Genomic DNA, 13,096 nt, shown 5'->3' with positions numbered 1-13,096 from the left:
CTCCAACTCCCTTGCTCCGCAAGGGACTTCCCGTAAGCGCCCCTTAGACGCCGTACCTACTTCGCCTGCTTCACGTGCTTCTCGTGCTTCTCGTGTTTCTCTACGTACTCCCGCGCCGCCCGCAGCTCCTCGGGGTGCAGCGCGTCCCCGGCGGCGAGCACCCGCGGCAGCAGCTCGCGCTCGGTCGTCACGGCGCGGAACGCGAACGCGACGGTCACCTCGTGGTCCGGTCGGTGCACGACCTCGATCGCGTCGCCCGCCCGGATCTCACCCGGCTCGATCACCCGCAGGTACGCGCCGGGGCGCTGGTCCTGAGTGAACCGCTTGACCCAGCCCTTCTCACCGAGGTGCCCCTGGAACGTGCGGCACGGGATCCGGCTGGAGGAGACCTCCAGGAGCAGATCGGGGCCGATCCGCCAGCGCTCGCCGATCTTCGCGCCGGTGACGTCGACGCCTTCCGTGGTGAGGTTCTCGCCGAACGAGCCGCTCGGCAGCGCCCGCCCGAGCGCCGCCTCCCAGGCGTCCAGGTCCTCGCGCGCGAACGCGTACACCGCCTGGTCGTCGCCGCCGTGGTGGCGCAGCTCGCACACCGCGTCCCCGGCGAGCCCGCTGGCACCGGTCCCCTTCGGCCCGGGCGCGCTCACCCGCACGGGACCCTCGACGGGCTGCTTGTCGATGCCGGTCACGCCCTCGGCCTGGTCGGTGTACTCGACGGCCTTGGGCCTGCCCAGATTGAGAGACAGAAGCTTCATGCCACCGCACGCTACGGGACCCGCGACCAAAGCCGCCACGCATTAATCCGCACGCTCTCCAAGTACGGCTTATGCTTGGCTCATGATCGAGGCCCGTCATCTCCGCGTCCTGCGTGCCGTCGCCACCACCGGCTCCTTCTCGGCGGCCGCCCGCGAGCTCGGCTGCACCCAGCCCGCGGTCAGCCAGCAGATGAAGGCCCTGGAGTCCTCGGCCGGCACCCCGCTGCTGATCCGCACGGGCCGCGAGATGCGCCTGACCCAGGCCGGCGAGGCCCTGGTCCGGCACGCGGCGGGCATCCTCGCCGGGCTCACCGCGGCCGAGGAGGAGGTCGCCGCGATCGCGGGCCTGCGCGCGGGCCGGGTGCGCCTGGTGTCCTTCCCCAGCGGCAGCTCGACCCTGGTCCCGACGGCGCTGGCCGCCCTGCGCGCGGAGCACCCGGGTACGCGCGTCTCGCTCGTGGAGGCCGAGCCGCCGCGCTCGGTGGAGATGCTGCGCGAGGGCGACTGCGACGTCGCGCTCGCCTTCCGATACGAGGGGCGGCGCGAAGCGCCTCAGGGGCGGGAGGGCGCCGGTGCGCACAGCGCGGAGGAGTGGGACGACCTCGTCGTGCGTCCGCTCTTCGCGGACCGCCTCGTGGGCCTGGTCCCCGAGGGGCACAGGCTGGCCTCGGCCGGCGCGAGGGGCCCCGTCACCATCGACGCCTTCGCGGACGAGTCGTGGATCGCGGGCTGCCCGCGCTGCCGCCGTCAGCTCGTCGAGGTGTGCCGGGGTGCCGGGTTCGAGCCGCGCATCGACTTCGCCACGGACGACTACCCGGCGGTGGTCGGTCTGGTCGGCGCCGGGCTCGGCGTCGCCGTGCTGCCCGAACTGGCCATCGAGTCCGTTCGGCCCAAGGGTGCACGGACAGTGACCGTCGAGCCCGCGGTGGAGCGCGAGATCGTCGCGCTCACGCTGCCCGATCTGGCCCAGGTCCCGGCGGTCGCCGCGACCCTCGACCACCTGGCGAAGGCCGCCGCCCGCTGAGCCCCGGCGCGGGCGCACCGGAGTGCGCCCACGTCCGCCGGGCTCGCGCGAATATGCAGAAACGTTCCTTCAGCTATGTGCGGCAGCGGTCGCACTCGCGCCGCCGACCGGTGCCGACGCCGTGACGAGCCGGTTGCGGGCCCGCCCCATCAGCTCTTCGCGCTCGTCCTCGGTGAGCCCGCCCCACACGCCGTACGGCTCACGCACCTGTAGGGCGTGAGCAGCGCACTCCGCGCGCACCGGGCACCTCATGCAGACCTCCTTGGCCGAGTTCTCGCGGGCGCTGCGTGCGGCCCCGCGCTCGCCCTCCGGGTGGAAGAAGAGCGAGCTGTCGACCCCGCGGCAGGCCGCGAGGAGCTGCCAGTCCCACAGATCTGCGTTCGGTCCGGGAAGGCGGGAGAAATCTGCCATTGCGTTGTCCCCTTGTAGCCGTTGTGACGCGGATACGGTGCCCATGACCGTACATCTACTGTCTAAGGAGATGAAAATATGACTCATTGCGAATCTAGCTACAGACACCAGCAAAAGGGAAGAAAAGCCGCTAAATGGGGCATAGCTTGTGATGAAACTTTGAGGGTCTGCGGCGGTGGCCCCGCTGTGTCCGGGCCCTCACGTAGAGTGCCGAACTAGGCCGTCCGACCCGTAACTCTTTCGAGTGACCGTCGTTGAGAGTGCGGAGGCGGTTGAAAGAACAAGCGCTCGGGCATCTGTCCGTATTGCTTGCTGAGTGTCGACCGCACAGGTGACGATTCGTACAAAGCCTGGAGGCTCAAGGTGACGCGCATCAGCTGCGGAGGACGGTCATGACATCCGTCCTCGTCTGCGACGACTCCCCGCTTGCCCGAGAGGCGCTTCGCCGCGCGGTCGCGACCGTGCCCGGCGTCGAGCGCGTGACGACCGCGGCCAACGGCGAGGAAGTCCTGCGCCGCTGGGGCGCCGACCGCTCGGACCTGATTCTGATGGACGTGCGCATGCCCGGTCTGGGCGGCGTCGAGACGGTCCGCCGTCTGCTCTCCGCCGACCCCGGTGCGCGCATCATCATGCTCACCGTGGCCGAGGACCTGGACGGGGTCGCGCTCGCGGTCGCCGCCGGTGCCCGTGGCTATCTGCACAAGGACGCCTCGCGCGCCGAGCTGCGGGCCACGGTCACCCAGGCGCTCGCCGACCCGACGTGGCGGCTCGCCCCGCGCAGACTGCGTTCGGCCGAGATGGGTGCCGCCCCGACGCTCACCGCGCGGGAGATCCAGGTGCTCGAGGGCATGAGCCACGGCCGGTCCAACGCGGAGATCGGGCGCGAGCTCTTCCTCTCGGAGGACACCGTGAAGACGCACGCCCGGCGTCTGTTCAAGAAGCTGGGTGCGTCCGACCGGGCGCATGCCGTCGCGCTCGGCTTCCGTTGGGGTCTGGTGCGGTAGGGCGCCGTTGGGGTGTTGCGTCCAGCCGTCTGCGGTTTTCCTGTGGCTGGGCGCCCCTGGCGGGACTGCGGCGGGCGCCGCTCCATCGTTTCGCGCGCGATGCCGCATCCTTGATGTGTGGAGTTCCTCGGGGACGACGAGTCGGGCGAGCAGGGTCAGCGAGAGGGGAGGGCGCAGGAGATGAGTTCCGGCGCACCTGTCCAGAACGCTTCAGTGGATAACGCTTCGGTGCACAACCAAGGGCGCGGTGCCACGGACGGTGCGCCGACAAGGCACCATGGACCGATGCGCGACGACGAGGCAGTGACCCGGCAGGGGGTCATCGGTACGCTCGTCGGCCGCGCCGTCGACGGCGACGAGCAGGCGACGCACGACCTGCTCGCACACGTCCACCCCCTCGCGATCCGCTACTGCCGTACGCGGCTGTCCCGACTCCCGGGCGACGCGCGGCACTTCGTGGAGGACCTCGCGCAGGAAGTCTGTGTAGCGGTGCTGCTCGCGCTGCCCCGCTACAAGGACACCGGGCGGCCCTTCGAGGCGTTCGTCTTCGCCATCGCCGCGCACAAGGTCGCCGATCTGCAGCGGGCGGCCATGCGCGGTCCCGGTTCCACCGCCGTGCCCTCCGACGAGATGCCGGAGCGGCCCGACGACTCCCTCGGGCCCGAGGAGCGGGCGCTGCTGAGCAGTGACGCCGAGTGGGCCAAGAAGCTCCTCGCCAATCTCCCGGAGAACCAGCGGGAGCTGCTGCTCCTGCGGATCGCCGTCGGGCTCACCGCGGAGGAGACCGGGCAGATGTTGGGGATGTCACCCGGAGCCGTGCGCGTCGCGCAGCACCGGGCGCTGAGCCGTCTGCGGGCGCTCGCCGAGCAGTAGCACACGATCCCGGTCGCGTACGTGTGAACGTACAAAGAAAGCCGATGATCTTGATCGTGGAATGAGACACCCCGTCTGGCCGTTAGCATGGACATCCGCACCGATCAAGGCCATTTGGGGAAGGTGTCATGACTGCAAACGGCGGTCCTTCGACTGGGGTGCCCGAGAAATTCGCGACACTCGGGCTGACCTACGACGACGTGCTGCTGCTGCCCGGCGCGTCGGAGGTCCTCCCGAACGCGGTCGACACCTCGTCCCGCATCTCCCGCAACGTGCGCGTGAACATTCCGCTGCTCTCCGCGGCGATGGACAAGGTCACCGAGGCCCGGATGGCCATCGCCATGGCCCGCCAGGGCGGCGTCGGCGTACTGCACCGCAACCTGTCCGTCGAGGACCAGGTCAACCAGGTCGACCTCGTGAAGCGCTCCGAGTCCGGCATGGTCACCGACCCGATCACCGTGCACCCCGACGCGACGCTGGCCGAGGCCGACGCGCTGTGCGCCAAGTTCCGGATCTCCGGCGTCCCGGTGACCGACCCGAACGGCAAGCTGCTCGGCATCGTCACCAACCGCGACATGGCCTTCGAGAACGACCGCACCCGGCAGGTGCGCGAGGTCATGACGCCGATGCCGCTCGTGACCGGCAAGGTCGGCATCTCCGGTGTCGACGCCATGGAGCTGCTGCGCCGCCACAAGATCGAGAAGCTTCCGCTGGTCGACGACTCCGGTGTGCTCAAGGGGCTCATCACCGTCAAGGACTTCGTCAAGGCCGAGCAGTACCCGAACGCGGCCAAGGACGCCGAGGGCCGGCTGCTCGTCGGTGCCGCCGTCGGTGCCAGCCCGGAGGCGCTCGAGCGCGCCCAGGCGCTGGCCGCCGCCGGTGTGGACTTCCTCGTCGTCGACACCTCCCACGGCCACAACAGCAACGCCCTGAGCTGGATGTCGAAGATCAAGTCCGCGGTGAACGTGGACGTGATCGGCGGGAACGTCGCGACGCGTGACGGCGCCCAGGCCCTCATCGACGCCGGTGTCGACGGCGTGAAGGTCGGCGTCGGTCCCGGCTCGATCTGCACGACCCGCGTCGTCGCCGGCATCGGCGTCCCGCAGGTCACCGCCATCTACGAGGCCGCGCTCGCGGCCCGCGCGGCCGGTGTCCCGGTCATCGGCGACGGCGGCCTGCAGTACTCCGGCGACATCGGCAAGGCGCTCGCCGCCGGTGCCTCCACCGTGATGCTGGGCAGCCTGCTCGCGGGCTGCGAGGAGTCGCCCGGCGAGCTGCTGTTCATCAACGGCAAGCAGTTCAAGTCGTACCGCGGCATGGGCTCCCTCGGTGCCATGCAGTCCCGCGGTCAGGGCCGGTCCTACTCCAAGGACCGCTACTTCCAGGCCGACATCGCCTCCGACGACAAGCTCGTGCCCGAGGGCATCGAGGGCCAGGTGCCCTACCGCGGCCCCCTGGCCAACGTGCTGCACCAGCTCGTCGGCGGTCTGCGCCAGACCATGGGCTACGTCGGCGCCGCCTCCATCGACGAGATGGAGACCAAGGGCCGCTTCGTGCGCATCACGTCCGCGGGCCTCAAGGAGAGCCACCCGCACGACATCCAGATGACGGTCGAGGCGCCGAACTACAGCCGGAAGTAGCAGTAGGCGTCATCGCAGGTCAGTGAGGCAGGGGCGGGTCCGGGATCACCGGGGCCGCCCCTTCTTCGTACGTCAGGGATACTGGACGGGCAGGCCCTAGAGGGACCCAGATGGAAAGGCGCCCCCCAACGTGACTGAGATCGAGATCGGGCGCGGCAAGCGCGGCCGCCGTGCGTACGCCTTCGACGACATCGCCGTCGTGCCGAGCCGGCGCACCCGCGACCCGAAGGAGGTCTCGATCGCCTGGCAGATCGACGCCTACCGCTTCGAGCTGCCGTTCCTGGCCGCTCCCATGGACTCCGTCGTCTCGCCCGCCACCGCGATCCGCATCGGTGAGCTCGGCGGCCTCGGCGTGCTGAACCTCGAGGGTCTGTGGACCCGGTACGAGGACCCGCAGCCGCTGCTCGACGAGATCGCCGAGCTGACTCCGGAGGCCGCCACGCGCCGCCTCCAGGAGATCTACTCCGCGCCGATCCAGGCCGACCTGATCAAGCAGCGCATCAAGGAGGTGCGCGACTCCGGCGTCGTGACCGCCGCCGCGCTGTCGCCGCAGCGCACCGCCGAGTTCTCCAAGGCCGTCGTCGACGCCGGCGTGGACATCTTCGTCATCCGCGGGACGACCGTCTCCGCCGAGCACGTGTCCGGTGCCGCCGAGCCGCTGAACCTGAAGCAGTTCATCTACGAGCTCGACGTGCCGGTGATCGTCGGCGGCTGCGCCACGTACACCGCCGCGCTGCACCTCATGCGGACCGGTGCCGCGGGTGTGCTCGTCGGGTTCGGCGGCGGCGCCGCCCACACGACGCGGAACGTGCTCGGGATCCAGGTGCCCATGGCCACCGCCGTGGCCGACGTCGCCGCCGCGCGGCGTGACTACATGGACGAGTCCGGTGGCCGGTACGTGCACGTCATCGCCGACGGTGGGGTCGGTTGGTCCGGCGACCTGCCGAAGGCCATCGCCTGCGGCGCCGACGCCGTCATGATGGGCTCGCCGCTGGCCCGTGCCACGGACGCGCCCGGGCGCGGTCACCACTGGGGCATGGAGGCCGTCCACGAGGACGTGCCGCGGGGCAAGAAGGTCGACCTGGGGACTGTCGGGACGACCGAGGAGGTTCTCACCGGGCCTTCGCACACGCCCGACGGGTCGATGAACTTCTTCGGTTCGTTGAAGCGGGCCATGGCGACGACCGGGTACAGCGAGCTCAAGGAGTTCCAGCGGGTCGAGGTCACTGTGGCCGACTCGCATCACCGTCGCTGACGCAGTGTCGTAGCCGGACATGGGTTGGGCCCCGCCGTTGTGGCGGGGCCCAACCCATTTGTTCTGCGGGGGAGTTACTGGGCGGCGCGCTTGGCGGCGCCGAACGCGGCGATGGCGCCGACGGCCAGGAACAGGTAAGTCTTGACGTCCGCCTCGTGCTTCCAGGCCTCGTTGATGATGCTGAAGTGGTCGGTGAGGGCCTCGACGAACGAGATGTTGGCCATCTCGCCGAGGGCCATCGCGTACCCGGTGAGCTGCCCGAGGTACACGGCGCCGAGCGAGAGCACCGCGCAGACGATCGGCACGGCCTGGTTGCGGCCGCCCACCTTGCCGGAGGCGAAGCCGACGATGAGGCCGACGGCCACGGCCGCGTAGCCGATCTCGTGCTCGGTGGCCTTCATGATGGCGCCGTAGATCCAGGCCGTGAGGAGGGCCAGGACCACAGCCACGACTATGCCGAGGGCCGGGTTGCCGCTGCGCCCCGCCGGAGGCGGCGGGAAGCCGTAGCCCGGCTGTTGTTGGCCCTGCTGCTGCGGGAACTGGGCGTACGGCTGCTGGGGCTGCTGCTGCGGGTAGCCGTAGCCGGGCTGCGGAGGCTGCTGCTGGGCGTACGGGTTGTTTTCCTGTGGCTGTGGCGGCTGGGTCATGCGGTCCCCCTGGAGAGTGAGCATGGGCACGGGTGTGCCCAGAGGGGCCGCAGAGTAGCAGTCAGAGGCGGTGGGCCGCGCCTGCCGGAGTGGCCCCTCTGGTGTCCAGGAGGAGTTGGGCCTTCACGGCGAGGCCCTGGAGGTCGTACGTGCGGTGGTGCTGGAGCAGGATCGTGAGGTCCGCGTCGGCCGCCGCCTCGTAGAGGGAGTCGGCGCGCGGGACCGGGCGGTCCAGCACGTTCCAGGACGGGATGTACGGGTCGTGGTAGCTGACGGACGCGCCGAGTTGCATGAGGCGGGTCGCGATCTCCTCGGCGGGGGTGGCCTGTTGGTCGGCGAGGTCGGGCTTGTAGGTGACGCCGAGGAGGAGGACGCGGGCGCCGCGGGCGGACTTGCCGTGTTCGTTCAGGAGCGCGGCCGCGCGCTGGGTGACGTAGGACGGCATGTGGTGGTTGACCTGGTGGGCCAGTTCCACCATGCGCAGGGGGCGGGTGGCGACCAGGTGCTGGGGGAGTGCGTGGCCGCCGACGCCGGGGCCGGGGCGGAAGGCCTGGAAGCCGAAGGGCTTGGTCTCCGCGCAGCGGATGACGTCCCACAGGTCGACGCCCAGGTCGTGGCAGAGGACGGCCATTTCGTTGACCAGGGCGATGTTGACGTGCCGGTAGTTGGTCTCCAGGAGGGGGACCGTCTCCGATTCGCGCAGGCCTCGGGCACGTACGACCTTGTCGGTCAGGCGGCTGTAGAAGGTGGCCGCCGATTCCGTGCAGGCCGGGGTGTAGCCGCCGATGACCTTGGGGGTCGCGGCGTAGGGGTGGGTGCGGTTGCCGGGGTCCACGCGGCCGGGGGCGTGGGCCAGGTGGAAGTCGCGGCCCGCGCGCAGGCCCGAGCCCTCTTCGAGGAGGGGGAGCAGGATCGTCTCCGTGGTGCCCGGCGGGACCGGCGACTCGATGATCACCGTCGTGTGCGGGCGGAGGTGGGCGGCCAGGGTGCGGGTCGCCTCGATGACGGGGAGGAGGGACGGGGTGCCGTCGGCGCCGGGCGGGGTCGGGGCGCAGATCACGGCGGTGCGGACGCGGGCGAGTTCGGCCGGGTTCGCGGTGGGGCGGAAGCCGGCGGCCAGCATGCGGCGGACGTCGGCGGCGGTCAGGGCCGCGCTCTCGCCCTCGCAGGGGAGGCGGCCCGCGGCGAGGTCCTGGGCGCGGTCGGGGTCGTGGCCGACGGTGGCGATCCTGGCGGCGACGGCGGCCTGGGCGAGCGGCAGGCCGAGGTGGCCGAGGCCGACGACGGCGAGATCTGCGGGCATGGCGGTTGCCGTCCTTCCCACGGAGGCGGTTCCGGCGTTAGCCGGAGCGGGACGAGTGCGCAAGCCCGGTGGACAGAACGAGCGAGCGCCCTGTCAGACTAGGAGTAAATATGACCGATATGTCTGATTGTGTGGAGGTGAGTTGCGGCATGTCGCCCCTGCATGACCCCTGAGTTGTCCACAGGCGGCGGACCGGTGGTGGCTGGAATCGGGCAGGGGGGTCAGAATCGGGACAGTGAGGCCCGGCGCCTACGACAGCGGGAGGCAGCAGTGAAGGCAGCGACACTGGGACCCGAGCAGCGTGCGGAGGCGCTCGCGGCCATGGCCGAGGGCGAGCTGGACATTCTGGTGGTGGGCGCCGGGGTGGTCGGCGCGGGGACGGCCCTGGACGCGGTGACGCGCGGCCTGTCCACCGGGCTCGTCGAGGCGCGGGACTGGGCCTCGGGCACGTCGAGCCGCTCCAGCAAGCTCATCCACGGAGGCCTGCGGTACCTGGAGATGCTGGACTTCGCCCTGGTGCGGGAGGCGCTCAAGGAGCGGGGGCTGCTCCTCGAACGGCTCGCGCCGCACCTCGTGAAGCCGGTGCCGTTCCTGTACCCCCTGCAGCACAAGGGGTGGGAGCGGCTGTACGCCGGGTCCGGTGTCGCGCTGTACGACGCCATGTCGATGGCCAAGGGGCACGGCCGCGGGCTGCCCGTGCACCGGCACCTGACGCGGCGTCACGCCCTGCGGGTCGCGCCGTGCCTGAAGAAGGACGCCCTGGTCGGGGCCCTGCAGTACTACGACGCGCAGATGGACGACGCGCGGTACGTGGCGACGCTGGTGCGCACCGCCGCCGTGTACGGGGCCAAGGTCGCCAACCGGGCGCGGGTCACCGGCTTCCTGCGCGAGGGCGAGCGGGTCGTCGGGGCGCGGGTGCAGGACGTCGAGGGCGGCGGCGAGTACGAGATCCGCGCCAAGCAGGTCGTCAACGCCACCGGCGTGTGGACCGACGACACCCAGGCCATGGTCGGCGAGCGCGGGCAGTTCCACGTGCGGGCGTCCAAGGGGATCCACCTGGTCGTGCCCAAGGACCGGATCCACTCCAGTACGGGGCTGATCCTGCGCACCGAGAAGAGCGTGCTGTTCGTGATCCCCTGGGGGCGGCACTGGATCGTGGGGACGACCGACACCGACTGGGACCTGGACAAGGCGCACCCGGCCGCCTCCAGCGCCGACATCGACTACCTGCTTGAACACGTGAACTCCGTGCTGGCGGTGCCCCTTTCGCGCGACGACGTGCAGGGCGTGTACGCGGGACTGCGGCCGCTGCTCGCCGGGGAGTCCGACGCCACCAGCAAGCTGTCGCGGGAGCACACCGTGGCGCACCCCGTGCCGGGGCTCGTGGTCGTCGCGGGCGGCAAGTACACGACGTACCGGGTGATGGCCAAGGACGCCGTCGACGAGGCCGTGCACGCGCTCGACCAGCGGGTCGCCGAATGCGTCACCGAGGACGTGCCGCTGGTCGGCGCCGAGGGGTACCGGGCGCTGTGGAACGCGCGGGCGAGGATCGCCGCGCGCACCGGCCTGCACGTCGTACGGGTCGAGCATCTGCTCAACCGGTACGGGGCGTTGGCCGAGGAGCTTCTCGAACTGGTCGCGGCCGACCCCGGGCTCGGGGCGCCGCTGGGCGGCGCGGAGGACTATCTGCGCGCCGAGGTCGTGTACGCCGCCTCGCACGAGGGCGCGCGGCATCTGGACGACGTGCTGACGCGGCGTACGCGCATCTCCATCGAGACGTTCGACCGCGGGACCCGGTCCGCCAGGGAGGCCGCCGAGTTGATGGCGCCGGTGCTCGGCTGGGACAAGGATCAGGTGGAGCGGGAGGTCGAGCACTACGAGAAGCGGGTCGAGGCCGAGCGGGAGTCCCAGTTGCAGCCCGACGACCTGACGGCCGACGCGGCCCGGCTCGGGGCACCGGACATCGTGCCCCGCTGACCCGCGCCCCCTCCCGGCGTCTACCCCAGGGCATCAACTGGTCCCCGCGTGAGGGACAATGAAGGCTCTGTCAGGGCGGGTTGCAGAGGGGACGCATGTCGGACGCGGAGCGGGCGGGCGAGGCCCGCCAGGACAAGAGCGCTCGTCAGGACTCCTCCGTCGAGGACGTATCCGACACGGGCGGCCGGCTGCTCGCCGGGCGCTACCGGCTCGGCGACGTGCTCGGCCGGGGCGGCATGGGCACCGTGTGGCGGGCCAAGGACGAGACCCTCGGGCGTACGGTCGCCGTCAAGGAGCTGCGCTTCCCGTCGAGCATCGACGAGGAGGAGAAGCGGCGGCTGATCACGCGCACGTTGCGCGAGGCGAAGGCGATCGCCCGGATCCGCAACAACGGCGCCGTCACCGTCTTCGACGTCGTCGACGAGGACGACCGGCCGTGGATCGTCATGGAGTTGGTGGAGGGCAAGTCCCTCGCCGAGGCCATCCGCGAGGACGGACTGCTCGAACCGAAGCGCGCCGCCGAGGTCGGGCTCGCCATCCTCGACGTGCTGCGCTCCGCCCACCGCGAGGGCATCCTGCACCGCGACGTGAAGCCGTCGAACGTGCTGATCGCCGAGGACGGCCGGGTCGTCCTCACGGACTTCGGCATCGCCCAGGTCGAGGGCGACCCGTCCATCACGTCCACCGGCATGCTCGTCGGCGCTCCCTCGTACATCTCGCCCGAGCGTGCCCGCGGGCACAAGCCGGGACCCGCCGCCGACATGTGGTCGCTGGGCGGGCTGCTGTACGCCGCCGTCGAGGGCGTCCCTCCGTACGACAAGGGGTCGGCGATCGCGACGCTGACCGCCGTGATGACCGAGCCGGTCGATCCGCCCAAGAACGCGGGGGCGTTGGAGCCGGTCATCTACGGGCTGCTCGCCAAGGACCCCGCGCAGCGGCTCGACGACACGGGCGCCCGCGCCCTGCTGAACGAGGTGCTGCACGCGCCCGAGCCCAAGGCCGTCGAGCCCGAGCCCGCCGACGCCACCAAGGTCGTGCCGCTGCCGCCCGCGCCGCCGCTCGACAAGCCCGCGGGCAAGGCGGGTTCGGTCGTCGCCGCGCGCAGCGAGGAGGCCGCGGAGAAGCTGCGGGGCGCCCTCAAGTCCGTACGCAAGGCTGCCGCCGCCGCGACGGCCGCGCGCGAGAAGCCGGCGCCGCCCGCCGCCACCTCGCCCGCGGGGCCCGCCGCGACCGGGCGGATTCCGGCGCAGCCGGGGACGCCGCCGCGGCCGCCGGCGGCCAAGGCGTCGCTCACGGACGTCGTGCCGCGCCGCACCCTGGTGATCATCGCGGTCGTCGTGGCGCTCGCCGTGCTCGGTGTCGTACTGGCCGTCACGCTGAACGGGGACGCCAAGGGCGGGGACAAGGCCGGTGGCGGCGGAAAGGCAGGAGCCTCCGCCGGCGTCTCCGCATCGCCGTCCGCCTCCGGTGGCGGCAAGGGCGAGGGCAAGGGCGACAACTCCGGTACGGGCAAGGGCAAGGGCAGCGAGTCCAGCGCCCCCGGGCAGGGGGCCTCGCCCGGCAGTGACGGGTCCGGTTCCGGTTCCGGGTCCGGTGTCGGGGCCGGTGCGACGACGTACAAGCACGCGCAGGGGTTCTCGATCGGTCTGCCCAAGGGGTGGAAGTACGTCACCACGGGCGGGGCCGGGGCGCGCTTCAGCGGACCGGGCGGGCAGAAGCTGCTGGTCGGCTGGACCTCGACGCCGAAGTCCGACCCGGTGAAGGACTGGCGCAACCAGGAGCAGTACATGCGCCGTTCCCAGTACGACCGCATACGCATAGCCGCGGTGGACTACCGCGGCTGGGACACGGCCGACTGGGAGTTCACCTACGTCGACGGGGGCACCAAGTGGCGTTCCGTGGACCGGGGGTTCGTGGTCAGCGGATCGCTGGGGTACGGGCTGATGTACACCGCGAAGGACGCCGACTGGGGGAGCGCGCAGCGCAAGGGGGCGTGGAAGACGTTCACGGAGACCTTCACGCCCAAGTCCTGAGCCGCCGGGTGGCGGAAAGCCGCCCGGGCTCCTGATAACTCAAGTCCTGAACCTGGAAGCGCTTCGGCACGTATCGTGAGTGCTTGCGGACCGTACGCAGCCGTATCAGGAAGCGTCGTGACGCAACAGTTCGTACAACTGGGCACATAGCGAACGGAATTGACCGGCTGGAGCGGC

At 71.1% G+C, this 13,096-nt stretch carries 11 protein-coding genes; 7 read left to right on the top strand and 4 right to left on the bottom strand.

The features are described 5' to 3' along the window. Positions 1-56: 56 nt before the first annotated feature. Positions 57-752 carry an MOSC domain-containing protein gene (locus ACIBUY_RS11830; protein WP_399152481.1) on the bottom strand — a complete coding sequence of 232 codons (696 nt, stop codon included), beginning with the start codon at positions 750-752 and terminating at the stop codon, positions 57-59. An 82-nt stretch (positions 753-834) separates the two neighbouring features. Here ACIBUY_RS11830 and ACIBUY_RS11825 point away from each other — a divergent pair, with 82 nt between their 5' ends. Next, positions 835-1,776: a LysR family transcriptional regulator gene (locus ACIBUY_RS11825; RefSeq protein ID WP_399152480.1), complete on the top strand. Its 942-nt coding sequence runs from the start codon at positions 835-837 to the stop codon at positions 1,774-1,776. A 69-nt stretch (positions 1,777-1,845) separates the two neighbouring features. Here ACIBUY_RS11825 and ACIBUY_RS11820 read toward each other — a convergent pair whose 3' ends face one another. Next, a complete protein-coding gene (locus tag ACIBUY_RS11820) occupies positions 1,846-2,187 on the bottom strand; it encodes a WhiB family transcriptional regulator (protein WP_399152479.1) in 342 nt (113 codons plus the stop codon). Positions 2,188-2,579: 392 nt separating this feature from the next. On the opposite strand from ACIBUY_RS11820, the gene ACIBUY_RS11815 reads away from it, so the two are divergent. From ACIBUY_RS11815 to ACIBUY_RS11800, 4 genes are all read left to right on the top strand, one after another. After that, entirely contained in the window at positions 2,580-3,191 is a 612-nt protein-coding gene (locus tag ACIBUY_RS11815; protein ID WP_003948568.1) for a response regulator transcription factor, read from the top strand. 285 nt (positions 3,192-3,476) lie between these two features. Then, positions 3,477-4,064 carry a sigma-70 family RNA polymerase sigma factor gene (locus tag ACIBUY_RS11810; RefSeq protein WP_365570110.1) on the top strand — a complete coding sequence of 196 codons (588 nt, stop codon included), beginning with the start codon at positions 3,477-3,479 and terminating at the stop codon, positions 4,062-4,064. Positions 4,065-4,192: 128 nt separating this feature from the next. Next, the gene (gene guaB, locus ACIBUY_RS11805; protein WP_365570107.1) at positions 4,193-5,704 is read left to right on the top strand and encodes an IMP dehydrogenase; all 1,512 of its coding nucleotides are present in this window, start codon (positions 4,193-4,195) and stop codon (positions 5,702-5,704) included. 130 nt (positions 5,705-5,834) lie between these two features. Next, entirely contained in the window at positions 5,835-6,959 is a 1,125-nt protein-coding gene (locus ACIBUY_RS11800) for a GuaB3 family IMP dehydrogenase-related protein (protein ID WP_255975368.1), read from the top strand. Positions 6,960-7,033: 74 nt separating this feature from the next. Here ACIBUY_RS11800 and ACIBUY_RS11795 read toward each other — a convergent pair whose 3' ends face one another. Continuing rightward, positions 7,034-7,606 carry a hypothetical protein gene (locus tag ACIBUY_RS11795; protein WP_399152478.1) on the bottom strand — a complete coding sequence of 191 codons (573 nt, stop codon included), beginning with the start codon at positions 7,604-7,606 and terminating at the stop codon, positions 7,034-7,036. 61 nt (positions 7,607-7,667) lie between these two features. After that, complete coding sequence (locus ACIBUY_RS11790) at positions 7,668-8,909, bottom strand: nucleotide sugar dehydrogenase (RefSeq protein WP_365570100.1); 1,242 nt, start codon at positions 8,907-8,909, stop codon at positions 7,668-7,670. Between the two features lie 270 nt (positions 8,910-9,179). Between ACIBUY_RS11790 and ACIBUY_RS11785 the strand changes: the two genes are divergently transcribed. Together ACIBUY_RS11785 and ACIBUY_RS11780 are read left to right on the top strand one after the other, a co-directional pair. Continuing rightward, complete coding sequence (locus tag ACIBUY_RS11785; RefSeq protein WP_365570097.1) at positions 9,180-10,886, top strand: glycerol-3-phosphate dehydrogenase/oxidase; 1,707 nt, start codon at positions 9,180-9,182, stop codon at positions 10,884-10,886. Positions 10,887-10,981: 95 nt separating this feature from the next. Continuing rightward, complete coding sequence (locus ACIBUY_RS11780) at positions 10,982-12,919, top strand: serine/threonine-protein kinase (RefSeq protein WP_365570094.1); 1,938 nt, start codon at positions 10,982-10,984, stop codon at positions 12,917-12,919. The last annotated feature ends 177 nt before the right edge of the window (positions 12,920-13,096 follow it).

Source organism: Streptomyces sp. NPDC050085 (genome assembly GCF_044460595.1).
GTDB lineage: Bacteria > Actinomycetota > Actinomycetes > Streptomycetales > Streptomycetaceae > Streptomyces.
Note: the sequence above shows the minus strand (reverse complement) of the source record. Positions and strands in the feature narration are given on the sequence as shown.

Excerpts from the sequence above, each read along its gene's own strand:
- ACIBUY_RS11830 (WP_399152481.1), bottom strand. The coding sequence starts at position 752 with ATGAAGCTTCTGTCTCTCAATCTGGGCAGGCCCAAGGCCGTCGAGTAC.
- ACIBUY_RS11795 (WP_399152478.1), bottom strand. The coding sequence starts at position 7,606 with ATGACCCAGCCGCCACAGCCACAGGAAAACAACCCGTACGCCCAGCAG.
- ACIBUY_RS11815 (WP_003948568.1), top strand. The coding sequence starts at position 2,580 with ATGACATCCGTCCTCGTCTGCGACGACTCCCCGCTTGCCCGAGAGGCG.
- ACIBUY_RS11780 (WP_365570094.1), top strand. The coding sequence starts at position 10,982 with ATGTCGGACGCGGAGCGGGCGGGCGAGGCCCGCCAGGACAAGAGCGCT.
- guaB (WP_365570107.1), top strand. The coding sequence starts at position 4,193 with ATGACTGCAAACGGCGGTCCTTCGACTGGGGTGCCCGAGAAATTCGCG.
- ACIBUY_RS11810 (WP_365570110.1), top strand. The coding sequence starts at position 3,477 with ATGCGCGACGACGAGGCAGTGACCCGGCAGGGGGTCATCGGTACGCTC.
- ACIBUY_RS11790 (WP_365570100.1), bottom strand. The coding sequence starts at position 8,909 with ATGCCCGCAGATCTCGCCGTCGTCGGCCTCGGCCACCTCGGCCTGCCG.
- ACIBUY_RS11825 (WP_399152480.1), top strand. The coding sequence starts at position 835 with ATGATCGAGGCCCGTCATCTCCGCGTCCTGCGTGCCGTCGCCACCACC.
- ACIBUY_RS11820 (WP_399152479.1), bottom strand. The coding sequence starts at position 2,187 with ATGGCAGATTTCTCCCGCCTTCCCGGACCGAACGCAGATCTGTGGGAC.